This is a genomic window from Clostridium algifaecis, assembly GCF_017874415.1.
Classification (GTDB): domain Bacteria; phylum Bacillota; class Clostridia; order Clostridiales; family Clostridiaceae; genus Clostridium_B; species Clostridium_B algifaecis.
In genome coordinates this window covers 13,541-32,078 of record NZ_JAGGLM010000026.1, presented here as the reverse complement: position 1 = coordinate 32,078, position 18,538 = coordinate 13,541, and the positions used below count along the sequence as shown (strand labels likewise).

Annotated in this window: 17 protein-coding genes; 11 read left to right on the top strand and 6 right to left on the bottom strand. The window is 29.2% G+C overall.

The features are described from left to right. Nucleotides 1–312: 312 nt before the first annotated feature. The 3 genes from murI to J2Z42_RS12980 all read left to right on the top strand — a co-directional run bounded on the left by murI (nucleotide 313) and on the right by J2Z42_RS12980 (nucleotide 3,689). Nucleotides 313–1,104: a glutamate racemase gene (gene murI, locus J2Z42_RS12990; protein ID WP_209703198.1), complete on the top strand. Its 792-nt coding sequence runs from the start codon at nucleotides 313–315 to the stop codon at nucleotides 1,102–1,104. A gap of 24 nt (nucleotides 1,105–1,128) precedes the next feature. Continuing rightward, nucleotides 1,129–1,797 (top strand): helix-turn-helix domain-containing protein, encoded by a 669-nt coding sequence (locus J2Z42_RS12985; RefSeq protein WP_209703197.1) that lies wholly within the window; start codon nucleotides 1,129–1,131, stop codon nucleotides 1,795–1,797. A 92-nt stretch (nucleotides 1,798–1,889) separates the two neighbouring features. Beyond that, complete coding sequence (locus tag J2Z42_RS12980) at nucleotides 1,890–3,689, top strand: heme NO-binding domain-containing protein (protein ID WP_209703196.1); 1,800 nt, start codon at nucleotides 1,890–1,892, stop codon at nucleotides 3,687–3,689. Between the two features lie 65 nt (nucleotides 3,690–3,754). On the opposite strand, the gene J2Z42_RS12975 is transcribed toward J2Z42_RS12980, so the two are convergent. Together J2Z42_RS12975 and J2Z42_RS12970 are read right to left on the bottom strand one after the other, a co-directional pair. Next, complete coding sequence (locus J2Z42_RS12975; RefSeq protein ID WP_209703195.1) at nucleotides 3,755–4,654, bottom strand: radical SAM protein; 900 nt, start codon at nucleotides 4,652–4,654, stop codon at nucleotides 3,755–3,757. A gap of 79 nt (nucleotides 4,655–4,733) precedes the next feature. Then, complete coding sequence (locus J2Z42_RS12970) at nucleotides 4,734–5,777, bottom strand: YkvI family membrane protein (protein WP_209703194.1); 1,044 nt, start codon at nucleotides 5,775–5,777, stop codon at nucleotides 4,734–4,736. 159 nt (nucleotides 5,778–5,936) lie between these two features. On the opposite strand from J2Z42_RS12970, the gene J2Z42_RS12965 reads away from it, so the two are divergent. Together J2Z42_RS12965 and mnmL are read left to right on the top strand one after the other, a co-directional pair. Next, the gene (locus J2Z42_RS12965) at nucleotides 5,937–7,034 is read left to right on the top strand and encodes a hypothetical protein (RefSeq protein ID WP_245331627.1); all 1,098 of its coding nucleotides are present in this window, start codon (nucleotides 5,937–5,939) and stop codon (nucleotides 7,032–7,034) included. A gap of 41 nt (nucleotides 7,035–7,075) precedes the next feature. Then, nucleotides 7,076–8,002 carry a tRNA modification radical SAM protein MnmL/YtqA gene (mnmL, locus tag J2Z42_RS12960; protein ID WP_209703193.1) on the top strand — a complete coding sequence of 309 codons (927 nt, stop codon included), beginning with the start codon at nucleotides 7,076–7,078 and terminating at the stop codon, nucleotides 8,000–8,002. Nucleotides 8,003–8,301: 299 nt separating this feature from the next. Here mnmL and J2Z42_RS12955 read toward each other — a convergent pair whose 3' ends face one another. From J2Z42_RS12955 to murC, 4 genes are all read right to left on the bottom strand, one after another. Then, nucleotides 8,302–8,985, bottom strand: coding sequence for an HAD family hydrolase (locus J2Z42_RS12955; RefSeq protein WP_245331626.1), 684 nt, complete (start codon nucleotides 8,983–8,985; stop codon nucleotides 8,302–8,304). A gap of 39 nt (nucleotides 8,986–9,024) precedes the next feature. Next, nucleotides 9,025–10,371, bottom strand: a complete 1,347-nt coding sequence (locus tag J2Z42_RS12950) for a [Fe-Fe] hydrogenase large subunit C-terminal domain-containing protein (RefSeq protein ID WP_209703192.1) — start codon at nucleotides 10,369–10,371, stop codon at nucleotides 9,025–9,027. Between the two features lie 148 nt (nucleotides 10,372–10,519). Continuing rightward, nucleotides 10,520–10,837 carry a hypothetical protein gene (locus J2Z42_RS12945; protein WP_209703191.1) on the bottom strand — a complete coding sequence of 106 codons (318 nt, stop codon included), beginning with the start codon at nucleotides 10,835–10,837 and terminating at the stop codon, nucleotides 10,520–10,522. A gap of 77 nt (nucleotides 10,838–10,914) precedes the next feature. Continuing rightward, nucleotides 10,915–12,294 carry a UDP-N-acetylmuramate--L-alanine ligase gene (gene murC / locus J2Z42_RS12940; protein WP_209703190.1) on the bottom strand — a complete coding sequence of 460 codons (1,380 nt, stop codon included), beginning with the start codon at nucleotides 12,292–12,294 and terminating at the stop codon, nucleotides 10,915–10,917. Between the two features lie 213 nt (nucleotides 12,295–12,507). On the opposite strand from murC, the gene purR reads away from it, so the two are divergent. The 6 genes from purR (at nucleotide 12,508) to J2Z42_RS12910 (ending at nucleotide 18,494) form a co-directional block, all read left to right on the top strand. After that, nucleotides 12,508–13,323 (top strand): pur operon repressor, encoded by an 816-nt coding sequence (purR, locus tag J2Z42_RS12935; RefSeq protein ID WP_209703189.1) that lies wholly within the window; start codon nucleotides 12,508–12,510, stop codon nucleotides 13,321–13,323. Between the two features lie 97 nt (nucleotides 13,324–13,420). Continuing rightward, complete coding sequence (gene spoVG / locus J2Z42_RS12930; RefSeq protein WP_209703188.1) at nucleotides 13,421–13,711, top strand: septation regulator SpoVG; 291 nt, start codon at nucleotides 13,421–13,423, stop codon at nucleotides 13,709–13,711. A gap of 152 nt (nucleotides 13,712–13,863) precedes the next feature. After that, nucleotides 13,864–15,234, top strand: coding sequence for a bifunctional UDP-N-acetylglucosamine diphosphorylase/glucosamine-1-phosphate N-acetyltransferase GlmU (glmU, locus tag J2Z42_RS12925; RefSeq protein WP_209703187.1), 1,371 nt, complete (start codon nucleotides 13,864–13,866; stop codon nucleotides 15,232–15,234). Nucleotides 15,235–15,255: 21 nt separating this feature from the next. Next, nucleotides 15,256–16,215: a ribose-phosphate pyrophosphokinase gene (locus J2Z42_RS12920; RefSeq protein ID WP_209703186.1), complete on the top strand. Its 960-nt coding sequence runs from the start codon at nucleotides 15,256–15,258 to the stop codon at nucleotides 16,213–16,215. A 175-nt stretch (nucleotides 16,216–16,390) separates the two neighbouring features. Next, complete coding sequence (locus J2Z42_RS12915) at nucleotides 16,391–17,077, top strand: response regulator (protein WP_209703185.1); 687 nt, start codon at nucleotides 16,391–16,393, stop codon at nucleotides 17,075–17,077. Nucleotide 17,078: 1 nt separating this feature from the next. Then, entirely contained in the window at nucleotides 17,079–18,494 is a 1,416-nt protein-coding gene (locus tag J2Z42_RS12910) for a sensor histidine kinase (protein ID WP_209703184.1), read from the top strand. Nucleotides 18,495–18,538: the final 44 nt, after the last annotated feature.

Here is an 18,538-nt window from a genome sequence, read left to right as displayed (position 1 = left end):
ACTTTATTTCAGGATGGGCGGTTAAAAGTTCCCTTAAATCTTTTTCTGAATGTTTTTCTTTTGGTATTGAGTAAATCAAATCTTTTGACATAAAACTCCTCCTATTAAAATAAATAAAGAGTAAAAATACTCTTTATTATGAATAAACGAACGTTAAATCTTTTATAATTTTTATATTTCTGATTTTATAATTATTATCTTCATATGTCAATAGCAATGAGTTAATAATTTGTATACTTTAGTCCTATATTATATAATAAAATTAAGGTATACAAATTGAATTCATTTAGATGAGCATGATGAGGTGGTAGAATGGACTTAAAAGATAGGCCTATTGGATTTTTTGACTCTGGCGTTGGGGGATTAAGTGTTTTAAAACAGGCAGTTAAAATACTTCCACATGAGGACTTTGTGTATTATGGAGATTCTCTTAATGCTCCTTATGGAATAAGGACTTCAGATAAGGTAAAAGAACTTACTTTTAATGCTGTAAAGATTTTAATAAATAAAAATATTAAGGCATTGGTAGTTGCATGTAATACGGCTACTAGTGTATCTATAGAAGATTTAAGAAAGCAGTATGCCAAAAGTATGCCTATCATAGGTATAGAACCGGCATTAAAGCCAGCAGTTAAGAATAAAAAAAATGGAAAAATTATAATAATGGCAACTCCTGTAACTCTTTCGGAAAGTAAATTCAATAATCTTATGAAAAAGTACAATTATAATGATAATATTGTGCCTATGCCATGTCCTGGATTAGTAGAACTTATAGAAAGTGGTATAGTAGAAGGACCAGAGGTTGAAGGTTACTTAAAAGAAAGATATTCATGCTTGATTGAAACGGAAATAGCATCAATTGTTTTAGGATGTACACATTATCCATTTGTAAAAAAAGCATTAATAAAAGTAGTTGGAGAGATGGGTAAAGATCCATTTATAATAGATGGCAGTTCAGGAACGGTAAATCAGCTTAAAAGACAACTTTTAAAATATGATATGATTAAAAAACCTGGAGATGAAAAAGGAACAGTAAGGATATTTAATTCATTAGATACAAAGAAAATAATAGATTTAAGTTATAAGCTTTTAAGCATAAAATGATCACATTCAGGAGGTATGATTTATATGAGCAGAATAGGTGATAAAATAAAAAGTGCAAGACAGATGAAAAAATTGAGTCAAAAACAGCTTGCAAAAAAATTAGGAGTTTCTGAAAGCTTTATAAATGAAGTTGAAACAGGAAAAAAAATAGCTAACCAGGGCTTGATTGATAGAATATCGAAAATTTTAGGAAAAGAAATGAATGATATAAGTAGGTCTTTTGAAGAACAGATATACAAGGAAGAAAATAGAAAAGAATATAAAGCTGTACCAATAACAAAAACAGTAAATGAAGTGTGGACAGATGCTTTTTCTGATGTACTTAAAAATGTACCTATATATGATTATAGCTTAAATAAGCCTGAGGACTTTAAAAGGTTACCTGTCATTAATAATAAAATATATGGATATTCTAAGGACAAAGTTGTGTACATAAAAATACAGGAAGATGATATGAGTGGTTTTAGGATGGCAAAAGGTGACCTGGCTTTTGGACATTTGACTCAAGAAATTCAAAATAACGCTATAATGTTGGTTGAATATAAAGGAATAAGAGCTATAAGGCAAGTTAAGAGGCTTGATAGTAGTAAGGTTTTGCTTGTGAGCAATGGTGGAAGTTTAAGAACTGAAACTATTGAGACAACAAATTTAAAGCCTATTGTGCAATTGGATAAACTTGAAATAAATTTATAAACTGATTTATAATATACCATTATTGTATAGCTTTGTAAAAGATACAATAATGGTATATAATGTATTTATATATGTGTAAGGGGGGTAAACATATGAAGGGTACTGTTATTGCTACGTGGATGAAGACATGTAGAAAATTATATGGAGATGAAATTGTAGATAAGGCTATGGACTCAGTTGGATGGGGTTCATCTAAAGTATTTTCACCTGCTGAAGATGTTAATGATGCTGAAGTAAAGAATGTAATTGAAGATATATCAAAGTCAAGCAATAATCCAACTAATATGGTATGGAAAGAGATAGGATTAGATAATATAAACGAATTTCACAAGGATTATCCAGCGTTTTTTAAACATGAGAATCTTTATTCGTTTTTTAAATCTATGTTTGATGTTCATGTGGCTATGACTAAAAAGTTTCCAGGGGCGAAACCTCCACTTGTAGTTATAGAACCAATATCAAATAGAACTGCTATTTTTGAATATAAATCTAAAAGGGCTATGTTCGACTACCTTATGGGAATGATAGAGGGAAGTGCAAAGTTTTTTAATGAAAAATTATCAGTAGATAAGATTGAGAAAACTGATACGTCTATAAAGCTTAAGTTTACTTTTGAAAAAGATATATACTATAAAAAAGTATATGCATTTAATAAATTGCTTTCACTTGGATTTATAAAAAATATAGGTGCAAAAATTGGAATCTTTAACTTTATATTATCAATTATAATAACAATGCCATTGTTTGGATTAAATAATATATTTAAGAACTTGATAATTTCATTAATAGTTTTTATAGGATCATATATATCCGGTTCTTTACTCATGAGGCCAAAAGCTATCATAATGGATAATATCTCGAGATTAAACAAAAATAGTTATCTGGAAAATGGTGATATTGAAACAAATGATTTATTTGAAGATATATATAAACTTTTAAAACAGCATAAGAAAACAGTTAGGGCAGATTTTGTTGGATTTAAGGGCGTTACAGATGAAATGAATACATTTGTTAATAATATAAATAAGATAACTGAATCCATGAGTAATACTTCAGATGATATATCAGGAGTAGTGGAACAGGTTGCAAATTCTGCTGAAAGTCAATCACAAAATACGGGAAATGTAGCTTCTGTACTAAATGACAATTTGACTAATCTCAAAGATATAGTAAACAATGAAAATATCAATAAGCAAGAATTGGAAAAAGCGATAGGCAAAATAAATAACAGCTATGAGAACGTAAATAGTACAAGCAAAAATATATTAAAGACACTTCAGCAATTTCAGGAGGTTAAGGATAAAGGTGTACAGCTTCAAACAAAAGCGGGAGATATTACAAATATAGTTTCTATAGTTTCAGATATTTCAGAGCAAACTAATTTGTTGGCGTTGAATGCGTCTATAGAAGCTGCCCGTGCAGGAGAACAAGGTAAAGGCTTTGCTGTTGTTGCGGAGGAAATAAGAAAATTAGCTGAACAATCTCAAAATGCAGTAGAAGAAATTAATTCAAACCTTATTAAATTTGTAGAAGAAATAAAGAATCTTGTAAATAGAATAGAATCACAATTTGGAGTACTTCAAGGTGAAAGCAAAAACCTTGAAGATGTTAGGCAGATTAGTTACGAGGCTACTACTTCAGTTGGCACAGTATCATCATCTATGATAAAAACTGTAAATGAACTTACTAAGCAAGCAGATTCCATCGAAGGTATTTATGAAAATATACAATCTTTAGTTGCTATTGCAGAAGAAAACTCTGCATCATCTGAGGAAGTAAGTGCTAATGTAGATAGTTATACAAATGAAATAGGAAAGCTTGTAGAACATATAGGTGACTTTAAAAAGTTAACAGAATCTTTTAAGAAAGACCTTGAAAAATATAAAATTTGATAAAAATTCAGCCTAGCTGCAGGTTTAGTAAAATACTTGCAGCTAGATTTTTTATTTATAAGGATTTATACACCACTTAAGTTGAAGTCAGGTATAAAGTTTTTAGAAGAAGTACCTGAATCCTGAAAAAATCCATTGACAAGGCCTATTGAAATACAATAATCAATCATTTTTTCATAATGTTTTGGATTCAGACATTTGTTTAATTCTTTAAATTTAGAAGCACCATACATTGGAGTGTATTGATTCATAAGACTTATATATACAGAATCAGAAAAGTTGCTTGCAATATAGTCCATTATTTTTTTTGAATCGAATAATAGTCCAGGGAGCATTAAATGCCTTATTATTACGCCTTTTTTTATAATGCCATTTTTATCTAAAGTAACTTTACCTACTTGATTTATCATTTCTTTTATATTTCTAGATGCAAATTTAAAGTAATTTGGTGCACTTGAGTATTTTATAGCATATTTATCGTTAAAATATTTAAGATCAGGGAGATATACATCTATATAACCATTGAGTGATTTTATAGCTTCTAAATTAGCATAACTGTTTGTGTTGAATAATATAGGCAGAGATAATCCATTTGATTTTGCAATATATAATGCTTGTTTTATTTCAGGTATATAATGGGAAGGGGTTACTAAATTTATATTATGGGCACCTCTTTTTTGTTGTTCTAAAAATATTTCACTTAATCTTTTTATAGTAATATGTTTACCAAAATTTTCAGAACTTATTTTATAATTCTGGCAAAATACACATTTTAAATTGCAGTTTGAAAAAAATATAGTACCTGAACCTCTGGTACCGGATATACATGGCTCTTCCCATTTATGAAGGGATACTTTGGCTATTTTAATTTTTTCGCTGGCCTTACAAAAACCAAGTTCATTATTTAGTCTATTAATACCGCAATTTCTTGGGCATAATTTACAACATTTTAAAATATCTAACATTTAAAGCACCTCAATTTATGTTAATTAATAATTAATCCAGATTTAGTATAACATATGAATATTACATTTTACATTAACTTTAATGTTTGTTTTTTATGCGGAAAATTAAACATTGCAATATAAATATAAGACTTATTACTCCAAAAGCAGGATACAAAAATGATATTAATTTTATAAAACCTATACAGGATACAGGTATTGTAATCAGAATTATTAAGATTACAGCTCTTTTATAAGACAGGTTAAATATTTCTTCAAAATTCTTTCCTACACTGTATATATTTGATATTTCAGTTGAAAGCATTTCCAACCAGATTATAAGCAATAACAATAATTGTACTAATTTTCCAAATCTATTAGCTATATATAATAGAGGTATTTCATACTTAAATATGTAGGGTATATTCAAGATTAACAAAAAATTTATTATAACAACCAGCAAAGTAAGTCCCAGAGAGCCAAGTATAGTTCCGGCTAGTAAACAATGTTTGTCTTTAATTTCTTTGGATAGAGGGACCAATACACCGCTGCAGCATATTATATTAAAGCCGCCATATATAAAAGCCGAAAGAATCCAGTTGCTTTTTATGGCAGTGACGGATTTTATCTCTGATAAATTAATTTGTTTGTAGAAGGTTATATATAGTATGAATATTGCAACTATGATTACTATAAGAGATGGAACTATAATTGAATTTATTTTTATTAAACCTTCAGTTCCCTTTAAAAGTACAAATACAGCTATAAATATCATAATTATTATTCCAATCCATCTGGATACTTTGAAATATTGGTGAATTAGGGCACCACTACCAGAGAGTATTATGGCAGAACTTCCAATTAGGAAGAATGTTGTAATTGAATTTATTATAGTTCCAAACATTCCAGGACTTACTATTGATATAAATCCGTCATAGGAATTTAATTTATATTTTAAACTTGTATTTATTATAAAAAAACTCATTGATATGTATATGACAAGGCATATTAGTATACCAAAAAAACTTTTATAACCATATATACTAAAAAATTGCGTTATTTCTTGTCCTGAAGCTAAACCTGCACCTACTACGGTTCCTATAAAAACAAAAGCTATTTTAAGAGAACATAATAATTTTTCCAAGAAATAATTCCTCCTATATTTATATTAAAAAATAACTCCTTGTATAAATATATAAAGTTAAATTAAAATAATGTATTATAAATTAAATTTTTATTTAAGGGAAAAATACAAATTATGATATAGAAATTGTTTTTAAAATTGAAAAAGAGGTGAAAACATATGAAAAAAAATAATATAATCAAGTTTTTACTTTTTATATTTATAATTTGTGGACTTTTAGTAGGGTGTGAAAATAATACTAAAAGTAATTCTCAACAAACAAAAGATACTTTTGATATGAAAGCAGCTACAAATGTAGCTAATATATATATGGATTATTTAATAAAAGGCGACATGGTAAATATTAGAAAATTATATTCAAAAAGTATGACAAAAACCCCTATAAAAAATGAAAATAATAAATTAAATATATTTGGATATAGCATACAGGACATTGTTCAAGTTGGAGAATCGGGAGTTTTTAAAATAAATGTTTCAAGATCAGATACAGAAAAGGCATTTGCAAGTTTGGATGAATACTCGATTAAGATAATAAAAGAAAATAATAATTATAAGGTAGAGGAAACTAATAATGTGGTTCAAAAAGAAGCTTTTATATATAAAAGTGCAATAAAAATGAAAACTAAAGATACAGCAGATGTAAATTTAGTCATGGCACTTAAGGCTGTTCCAAGTTATGTATTTTCAAAAGATGACAAAGCAAATATAGAAAAAGTGCCTGTTCCAAGACATAACTTTGGATTTATGAATTTTTCCTATGGCGGAAAATTGCTTGCAGTTACAACTTATGACAAGAATTGTTATATTGGTGTAATAAAAATAGATGAATCATTAGTTACACAGGGCCAAGAATCTGGAAGTGGATCTGATAGTCAAGATACAGGTGGTGGAGAAACTAAAAATAAAGAAGAATTGGAAAAACCTATTGGAAAAGAGATAACTTCTATGGATATTCTAAAAGATGTTAATGTGAATTTTCTAGAATTTTCAAAGGATGAAAAATTTTTAGCTGTTCAGTATAAGACTAAGGACATTGGAGGCTGCATCAGATTGTATAAGGTAGATGGTGGAGATATGGCTAAATATAAGTTTGAGGATAATTTTCCTTTAGACAAGGTGAACGTTGTATTTTCTTCTTTTGATGAGGATACACTAAGTTTTGATGTATTGGCAAAAGATAAGAAAAATAATTCACTATCAAATATTGTAGGTAAATGGCAGCTAAATCTTAAGGACTTTAAAGCTGTTAGAATGTGATATAATTACTTTGAGTAGTTTTGCTGGAAGGAAGTGAACTTTTGGTCTGGGGAAGTAAAAGATATAATAGTTTAAATTATTATCTGAGAAATAAATTCGGATGTAAAGTATTTAAGATATCGTTAGATGCAGGATTTTCTTGCCCTAATAGAGATGGTACTATAGGGACAGGAGGATGTATATTTTGCAGTGAAAGAGGATCAGGAGATTTTGCAGGCAATAGAAGATTTTCAATACATCATCAATTTCAAGATATAAAACAAATGATGAGTAAAAAGTGGAAAAACGGTAAATATATTGCGTATTTTCAGGCATATACTAATACATATGCACCAATTTCTGTCCTCAAGAAAAAATATGAAGAAGCAATAAGTGAAGATGAAGTTGTAGGATTAGCTATAGCTACGAGACCGGATTGTCTTGGAGAGAATGTACTGGATTTAATCGGTAATTTTAATGAAAGATTGTATACTTGGGTGGAACTTGGACTTCAGACTTCAAATGAAAAAACTGCATCTATAATAAATAGAGGTTATAAACTGAAAACTTTTGAAAAAGCAGTTATGGACTTAAGAAATAGAAATATAGATGTAGTTGTACATGTTATATTTGGTCTGCCGGGTGAGGATAGACATGACATGATAAATACAGTAAAATATGTTTCAAATATGGATATACAGGGGATAAAACTTCATTTGCTTCACTTGATGAAACATACCCCTTTAGTTGGATTATACAAATTAGACAAGCTGAAATTTATGACTGAAGAAGAATATATAGATTTAATATGTGAGTCTATAGCAAATATTAATCCTAATATTGTCATACATAGACTTACAGGAGATGCACCAAGAGATATGCTTATTGAACCAAAATGGAGTTTAAAAAAATGGGAAATACTAAATAAAATAGACAGTACACTAGAAGAAAAGAATATTTATCAAGGAATTAATTATAAGAGGAAATGAAAATCATGATATAGTATCTGAGTATAGAAACGATGAGATAGCTCTTTAAAGTTTCTATACTCAAATTATTAATTCATTTGTTTTAATTTATTTTTTAACTTCGTATTTTCATATTTTAAAAGTAAAATTTGTTTTCTTTGAGCTGAGATTTTATCTGTGAGTTTATAAAAATAAATAAATGAAATAGCAATTAGTATAAAAAACAGAAATATTAACATAATTCTCTCCTAGAAATTATACTAATTAAATTATATTCATTAATCCATAAAAAGATGAAAGAGATATACGATATAATTAAATTATAGCTTGTCAATTAATTGATGAAAACTTACAATACCTGCATCTGCGTAAGTTAATAATTCATCAAATGGATGAGGGCAATAAGGATCTTTTATAGCTATCACTGACATATTAGCAGATTTTGCGGATTTAATAGCAGGAAGAGAATCCTCAAATACTACGCATTTTTCAGGAATTACATTAATTTTTTTAGAAGCCAGTAGATATAAGTCAGGAAAATCTTTTCCACGACTTACATCCTGAGTTACAGTGATTATATCGAAAAGATCATATATATTGTTCTTTTTAAGAGCAATTTCAGATATTTCTCTATAATTACTTGTAGCTAGAGCAATTTTTATATTTTTTAATTTTAAAAGTTCTAAAAAATTTTTAACATAAGGTTTTACCATTATATTGCGTGAATATTTATAATAAGCCATATCATACCAATCTTTTTCTATAACATCAAGGCTATCTTCTATGTTAAATTTAGTTTTAAAATAATCTGCAGTTTCTTCAAAATTCAAATGTTCTATTTCAGTTTTTAGATTTAATGGAAACGGTAGATTCTTTTTCTTCAAATATTCTCTGTCGATATCATCCCACATTCCCATAGAATCAATTAAAGTACCATCCAAATCAAAGATAGCCCCTTTAACGTTATTGAGTATATTACAAATTGCTTCTGTATTTGTATTCATTATTTTGTCCTCAATTAGATTTTATAAGACTGTTAAGTATTAAAAGTCTCTCTCAAATATATTTATTTTATCTTTATCTTCAAAGTCTTTTATAGAATGAATTCCTATTTTATCTAATATATTGTTCATGCAAAGGCTATCTATTGAAACTTTTATATCAGAATTTTTAGCAAAGTCATCTACAAATTTCTTGCCATCTTCTTTTTTGATTATAGATTTAGGTCCACCTACACATCCTCCGATACAGCCCATGCCTTCTATAAAATTGGAATCTATTTCACCATTTTGCGCTTTAGAAAGTATATCCTTGCATTCTTTAATTCCGTTTGCTTGAACGGCTTTTAAGAGATTATGTTTTTCTGGAAAAATTCTTTCTACTACATCACTTACTGCTATAGATACTCCACCAGTACGGGCATATAATCTTCCACCTTTTGAAGCATATTCTGAAGATTCATCGTCTTTTAGAACCGAAGGGTTTATATTGAGGGATTCAAATATATCCTTTAATTCCTGGAAAGTGAGTACAAAATCTATATTCCCTTCTATGCCTTTGTTTTTTGCCTCTGCTTTTTTAGCTATACATGGTCCGACAAATACTACTTTACAATCTTTATTTAATTTTTTTAGTATTCTTCCGGCAGCTATCATAGGTGAAACTGAGGGTGAAACATATTTTACTAGATCGTTATAAATTTTTTTTAGCATACCAACCCACATAGGACAGCAGCAGGAAGTTATCATAAGATCATTCTGATTTTTTACATAATGATTAAATTCAATGGCTTCTTTTAAAGTCAGCATATCTGCGAAAAAAGCTACTTCCACCATGTCGGTAAATCCTAATTTTTTAAAAGCTGATCTGAGCTGACCAAGTTTGACTTCCGAACCAAATTGTCCTACTATAGCTGGAGCAACGGCTGCTATTACAGGGACATTCTTTTTTAATATATTGGCAAGAGGAATAAATTCTACTTTATCCATTATACCGCCTTTTGGACATACATCTATACAAATACCACAATCAGCACATTTTTCGTCATCTATAACTGTAGTATTTTTATTTTTGTCAATCATAATTGCATCAAAAGGACATGATTTTTGACATAGCGTTTTACCGCTTTTATCCATACAACTAAGTGAACAGGATTTAACTTTAGTTACTACTTTGTGATTGGAACTATACGAATTTATAGAATCTTTTAAATCAGATATAAAATTTTCATTATAATGTATATCAGTTCCACAAAGGGATGAAATAGCGTTACAAAGTTCCTCCTTGTTTATAGTATCTTCCGAAAGAATTTCATTTATTTTTTCATCAAAATTACCTTCATAGTAGGCTTTTATTATAGTTTTAAATAATTTACTGTATTTTTCCGTCATTTAAAATAACTGCTGCTTAATTAAAATATTAGTTAGTAGCAGTTTTTCCTCCCTTCTATACATTGCTAATTAAATTATATTATACTACTAATCTATATAATTTAGGGGTATTTTTTATAATATATATAGAAAAGGTAGAAAAATATAGTTATTCGACATGTTTAGTAGAACTTTCCACTCCTTTAGTTGGTACTGTGGACATAAGAAAACCAACTAATAATGAGACTACTGCAGGAGCTATTATGTTTATATAAGCTATATATGAAGTCCTATATAAGGAAAAAGCAATAACTACATTTATAAATATTGTTATTATAAAAACATAAATTACAAATTTTGCAAAAGAACTAAACAATTTTTCATATATTTTATGCCTTACAGGTCCACTTAATATGGTTCTAAATAGAAAATAAGAAGAAAAGATAAGTATGATGTCTGCAAATGCTGATATTAAAAAATTTCTCAAATCTAAAAACACCTCCAGTATGTAATTAATTATAGTATTACCATACTGGAGGTTTTTACACATCTTATTTAATATAGCTATTTTTCAAGATACATTTCTCCAACTTTAAATACATCACCTGCACCTATAGTGAAAAATATATCCCCGTCTTTTAAAGTATCATTTAAATAGGATACTATATCTTTGAAATTATTTATATTTTTGCAGTTTATTCCTCGTTTAGAGATACTTTCTGCAAGCATGGCAGAACTAACTTTATGTGTGTCTTTTTCTCTTGCAGCATATATATCTGCCAGTATTAATTCATCTACGTTGTCGAAAGCTTTTACAAAATCATCATATAAGCTCAATGTTCTTGAGAAGGTATGGGGTTGAAATACACAGCATATTCTCTTATGTGGATAATTATTGGCCGCACTTAAGGTAGCTTTTATTTCAGTTGGATGATGTGCATAATCGTCTATTACAGTTACTCCATTTTTCTTCCCTTTAATTTCAAATCTTCTATGTGCACCTTTGAAATTACATAATCCTTCAGATATTTTTTCTGATGGAATATTTAGAATAAGAGCTGAAGCTGTACTTGCAAGTGAGTTCAATATATTATGTTTTCCAGGAACATTTAGTTTAACTGAAGTTACGAGTGTGTTTTTCCTGTATACATCAAAGCTTGCGCATCCATTAGTATCATAGCTTATATTTTTTGCTGTAATTTCTCCGCTTTTTAGACCATAAGTTAATATGTTACAATCTACACTTTTCATTACTTTTTCCATTTTTTCATCATCGCTGCAGCATACAAGATAGCCATCTTTAGGGATTAGCTTTGCAAATTTTATAAATGCGTTCTGTATATCATAAATATCCTTATAATAATCCAAATGATCTGCATCAATATTTAAAATTACACCTACGTAAGGATAGAATTCTAAGAAAGAACCTTTGTATTCACAGGCTTCTGTAATAAAATATTCACTGTGACCTACTCTTACATTACCCCCTATAGAATCAAGTTCTCCACCTACAAGTATGGTAGGATCTAAGTTTGCATTTAGAGAAATGCTTGAAAGCATAGAAGTTGTAGTAGTTTTTCCATGAGTCCCTGCTATAGCTACATTATATTTATGACCTTTCATTATATGACCTAAAAATGAACCTCTTGTCATAAGGGGAATGTTTAGTTCTTTTGCTCTTATAATTTCAGGATTTTCCTTTGATATAGCAGCAGTATACACTATTAAATTTATATCTGAAGTTATATTTTCTTTAAACTGACCTATATTTATTTTTGCACCAAGAGACTTTAGTTTATCTGTTATAGGTGAGGTTTTAATATCAGAGCCGTAAACTGCAAAACCTTTTTTTATTAGAATTTCTGCAAGACCGCTCATGCTTATTCCGCCTATACCTATAAAGTATATTTTTTTATCTTTATCTTTAATGAAATCAAATGACAATAAAATCACTCCTTGTAGTATTGCATTACTTAATAATTATATACAAAAACAAGGCAAAAAAAAACAATTTTAAATTTTATTATTGAAGTTTTTATATATTTTTAATAATGTACAAATATCAGTTGATTAACTTAGGCTTTTAGATTACAATAGTGAATAATAGAACAAAATTTTAAGAAATTATTCGCAAATTTATAATAGATAGGTGATAAAATGCAGAGATTCAGTAGAAATCATAGGATATCCGCTATAACAAAGATTTTGCTTGAGAATCCAAATAAGATAATAAGCTTGAACAATTTTACTAAAATGTTTAGCACAGCTAAATCTACAATTAGTGAAGATATAGTTATGGTTAGAGATACACTTGCAAAGCTTGAAATGGGAAAAATTGAAACTATATCAGGTGCAGCAGGTGGAATTAAGTATGTATGTGGTATATCGAATGAAAAAAACAGAGAATTTGCAGAAAAATTATGTATTATTTTAAAAAATAAAGAAAGAATAATACCAGGTAATTTCCTTTATATGACTGATATTATGTTTAATCCTGAGATAATATATAAAGCTGGAATAATTTTGGCATCTGCATTCGTAGATAAAAATATTGATTATGTAGTCACAGTTGAGACAAAGGGTATACCGCTTGCCTATGAAGTGGCAAGAATGCTTGGAGTTCAGCTGGTTGTTGTAAGAAGGGAAACAAAATTTACTGAAGGATCTACTATTATGGTAAATTATGTATCAGGATCTACAGGAAGAATTCAAAATATGTCATTATCCAAAAAAGCTATGACATTTGGAAGCAAGTGTATATTTATAGATGATTTTATGAAAGCTGGAGGCACAGCCAACGGTATAATAAATCTTTTAAAAGAATTTGAAAGTGAACTTTTAGGAATAGGAATTCTTATAGATAATGTAGAAATTCCAAAAAAATTAATACAGGATTATGTAGCTATAGTAGATTTTAAAGGAATTGATCAAAATGGAGAGGCACAATTGTTTCCTTCTAAAATTATAAAATGATAAGATTAAAAAAAATTATTGTTTTTTCAAAAATAGGAAGGAAAAATATAAATTTTAGAGAATAGTATATACATAAGCATCTAGGAGGTGGATTTATATGCAAATTACAGACGTAAGAGTTAGAAAGATTGCAGCAGAGGGTAAGATGAAAGCTATTGTTTCGGTAACTTTTGATAACGAATTCGTGGTTCACGATATAAAAGTTATAGAAGGTCAGAATGGTCTTTTTATTGCAATGCCTAGTAGAAAGACTCCAGATGGTGAGTTTAAAGATATCGCCCATCCTATAAATACTCAAACAAGGGAAAAAATACAAAAAGCTATTCTTGATGAGTATGAAAAAGTAAAGAACGAAGAAACTGCCGCTAGAGATAAAGTACAGGAATAATAAAAAGGAGTAGAAATACTCCTTTTTATTATTTTACTGCGGTTGCAAATAGTCATTATATAAAATATAATAATATAGGACGTTCAATAAAAGGTATTTTTGTGTAATATAAGTTATAAAAATGTAGTTTAAGGTTATAAAGAGGTGTTAAAATGTATAATTGTGCTATAATATTAGCGGCCGGTGAAGGAAAAAGGATGAAATCAGCTACCCCTAAAGTACTTCATAAGGTATGTGGAAAAGAAATGGTAAATATAGTTATAGATGTAGTTAAAAAAGCACAAATAGATGACATAAATTTGGTTGTAGGTACAGGATTAGAAAAAGTAAAGAAGGCTACTGAATTACAAAATATTCAATATTCAATTCAAGAAAAGCAACTTGGGACAGGTCATGCTGTTATCTGTGCTAAAAATTTTTTAAAGGGTAAAAAGGGAACAGTAGCTATATTTACAGGTGATGCACCTTTAATAAAGGATGATACTATTAAAAAACTTATAAATTTTCATAATGAAGGTGGTTACAGTGCAGTTATTTTGACTTCATTAGTGGATAATCCTTATGGATATGGAAGAATTATAAGAGAAGAAAATGGAAATGTGTCGAAGATAGTAGAACACAAAGATTGTACAGAAGAAGAATTAAAAGTTAATGAAATAAATTCTTCTATGTATTGTTTTGATATAGAAAGTTTGGTTGATAGTTTAGATAAAATACATAATAATAATGCACAGGGTGAATACTATTTAACTGATGTTATAGAGATATTGAAGAAATCAGGTAAGAAAATAGGTGCACTTCCAATTCCTTTTGAAGAAACGCTGGGAGTAAATTCAAGGGAACAGTTGGCAGAAGCTGCAAGAATTATGAGAAAAAGAGTAAATAAAAATCACATGGAGAATGGTGTTACTTTAATTGATCCATGTACTACATATATAGATTTGAATGTAAAAATAGGAAATGATACTATAATATATCCCCAGAATGTGATACAGGGAAGTACTGAAATAGGCAAGAACTGTATTTTATATCCTGGGTCCAGAATAGAAGACAGTATAATAAAAGAAGGAACTATAGTTCAAAGTTCAGTAATATTAGAAAGCAAAATAGGGGAAAATACTACTGTTGGCCCTTTTGCATATATAAGACCTGAAAGTGTGATAGGAAATTCAGTAAGAATAGGCGATTTTGTAGAAGTTAAAAAGTCTACTATAGCAGATAAGACTAAAGTATCACATCTTACTTATATTGGAGATGCAGAAGTTGGAAGCGGCTGTAACTTTGGCTGCGGTACAGTTGTAGTTAATTACGATGGAAAAAAGAAGAACAAAACTATAATTGGAGATAATTCATTTATAGGTTGTAATACAAATTTAGTCTCCCCAGTTAAAGTTAATGACAATACATATATTGCAGCAGGTTCTACTATAACAGATGAAGTACCAGAAGGTTCACTGGCAATAGCAAGAGCAAGGCAAGTAAATAAAGAAGGCTGGATATACAAAAAAGGACTGAATAAATAAAATTAGGAGGGCTTTAAAAAAATGATAACCCATGGTAAAAGCATTAAAATCTTTACAGGTAATTCCTGCCCTAAATTAGGAAAGAGAATAGCTGATATTTTAGGAACAGAGGTTGGAGATGCGAAAGTTTCTACTTTTAGTGATGGAGAAATATCAGTTGACATTAATGAAACAGTTAGAGGAAGGGACGTATTTATAGTTCAATCAACTAACGACCCTGTAAATGACAATTTAATGGAACTTTTGATTATGATTGATGCGTTTAAGAGAGCATCAGCAGGAAGGATAACAGCGGTAATACCATACTATGGATATGCAAGACAGGATAGGAAAGCCAAAGCTAGAGATCCAATTACTGCAAAACTTGTTGCGGATATATTAACTGCAGCTGGTGCAGACAGGGTACTCACTATGGACTTACATGCATCACAGATTCAGGGATATTTTAATATTCCTTTAGATAATCTTGTTGGAGCACCAATACTTTCAAAGTATTATATTGAACAAGGTTTTGCTAATAGAGATGACGTAGTTGTAGTTTCACCAGATCTCGGAAGCGTAAGAAGAGCTAGAAGTTTTGCTGATAAGCTTGGATTACAGATAGCCATTATAGATAAGAGAAGGCCGAAACCTAATGTATCAGAGGTTATGAATATAATTGGAGATATAAAAGGAAAGACGGTTATATTGGTAGATGATATGATAGATACAGCTGGGACCATAACAAATGGTGCAAATGCATTAGTTGAAAGAGGCGCAAAGGAAGTATACGCTTGTTGTACTCATGGTGTTTTATCAGGACCTGCAATTGAGAGGATAGAAAAGTCTGTTATAAAAGAGCTAGTAATGCTAAACACTATAGAATTACCAAAAGATAAAATACTTGATAAATTTAAAATATTATCTGTAGCTCCAGTATTTGCAGAAGCTATAAGAAGGATTTATGAAGATATTTCAGTAAGTAAATTATTTGAAGATTAAGTATGGAAGGCATGCAGATTAATTCTGTATGCCTTTTTTATTTAGATATTAATATATTGTAACTTATTTGTAACATTTATATTGTATACTATTATGCTATATTGTATATGTGGTAAATTAATATTAAGCTATTATGAATTTATATGCAATAATTTTGTATAAGGAGAGATTATATATGGAAGGTTCAATTGGAAAGATTTTAATTGTAGATGATGATGAAAATATATGTGAAGTAATAAAGATGTATGTGGAAAGTGCAGGATATGAAGTAAAGGTAGTAAATGATGGAAAATCAGCTCAGGATGCTTTTTTAGAATATAAACCAGATTTAGTATTACTTGATATAATGCTTCCTAACATAGATGGAATAGATGTACTTAAGTGGATAAGAAAGGATTATGAAACCCCTGTAATTATGCTTACTGCAAAAGGTGAAACTTTTGATAAAGTGCTGGGACTTGAACTTGGTGCAGATGATTATATAGTCAAACCATTTGAAGCCAAAGAAATGCTGGCAAGAATTAAGGCTGTACTTAGGAGATATAATGTTGATAATGAGAGCAAGGAGGTATTAAAATTTCAGGATTTAACAATAGATATAAATTCATATACAGTCGTATACAAGAATAATGATGTTAAAATGCCTCCAAAAGAATTTGAACTATTGTATTATTTAGCAAATAATAAAAACAGGGTTTTTACAAGGGAACAACTTTTATGTGAAGTTTGGGGGTATGATTATCCAGGAGATTCAAGAACAGTAGATGTACATGTAAAGAGATTAAGGGAAAAACTTCAAGGCGGACCTAACTGGCAAATAGAAACTGTGTGGGGTGTAGGTTATAAATTTGAGGTGAAATAGTATGAAAAAAAGTGTATTTTCAAAGCTTGTAGCGGCATTTACTGCAATTATTGTATTAAGTTTTGTTATGACTTTTGCTTTTTTATCTTATTGGTTTGAAAATTATTATTTTAATCAACGAAAAGTTGAACTGCTGAGGGAATCGCAATTTATAAAAGAAAGAGCACTTGAATATTTAAATGGAAATATAACTTCTCAAGATATAAATAGTACTATAACATACATAGGAAACTACTTGTCGGCAGATATATGGCTTATAGATAATTATGGATATGTATATTCTGTATCCAAAAGTCAGCACAAAAAATTAATAGCTACTTCAAAACAAATAGTGACAAGTGATTTAGAAGAGCTTAGAAAGAATAAAACTGTAGATAAAAGAGGGACTTATTCAGATGTATTTATTGCACCTGTTCATACTTTTGAAGTTCCAATATTTTCAAATGGAGTATTCAGGGGAGCTATAATGATGCATACATCTATAACTGAATTAAAAGGTCCTATAAAAAGAGTGTATGAAATAATATGGTTATCTGCTGCTATGGCTATTATAATTTCATGCATTGTTATATATTATCTTTCACAAAGAATAATTATAAAACCTCTTGAAAAAATAAACTATGTGGCAGATAAAATATCAAAAGGAGAAGTGGAAAAAAGAGTTCATATAGATTCAAATGATGAAATTGGTGTACTTGCGAAGTCTTTTAATGGTATGGCAGACTCACTGGAAGCTGTAGAAAAGAATAGAAGGCAATTCATATCTAATGTATCACATGAGATAAGGTCTCCAATAACATCAATAAAAGGATTTATAGGTGGTATGCTTGATGGCGTAATTCCTGAAGAAAAGCAGAATTATTATCTTTCTTTAACTTATTCTGAAATACAAAGACTTACAAGGCTTGTAAATGATCTCCTTGATTTGTCGGCTATAGAAGCTGGACAGTTCAAGCTTAGAGTTGAGAAAGTAGATATAAATGAAATAATAAGATTATGCGTAATAAAATTTGAAACAAAAATAAATAATAAGAAGTTAAAAGTAGATGTTTATATGGAAAATGACAAATTGTTTGTAGCAGCAGATAAAGACAGAATAACTCAGGTAGTTACAAATCTAATAGATAATGCAATAAAGTATGTAAATCCAGGAGGCAATATAAAAGTTTCAGTTAGGACAAAAGGAGATAAAGCTCTTATATCAGTTTTTAATGATGGTCCTTGTATAAATGAAGCTGATTTAAACAATATATGGGATAGATTTTATAAAGGAGATAAATCCAGAACCTCAAAAGTAAGTACGGGACTTGGATTGCCAATAGTTAGAAGTATATTAACTCAGCTTGGAGAAGATATTTGGGTTGAAAATAAGAAAGATGTAGGAGTAAAATTTATATTTACACTTAAGAAGGTTTAAGAAATCATTACATTACGTTCATATATACGTAAAAATTTTTTATT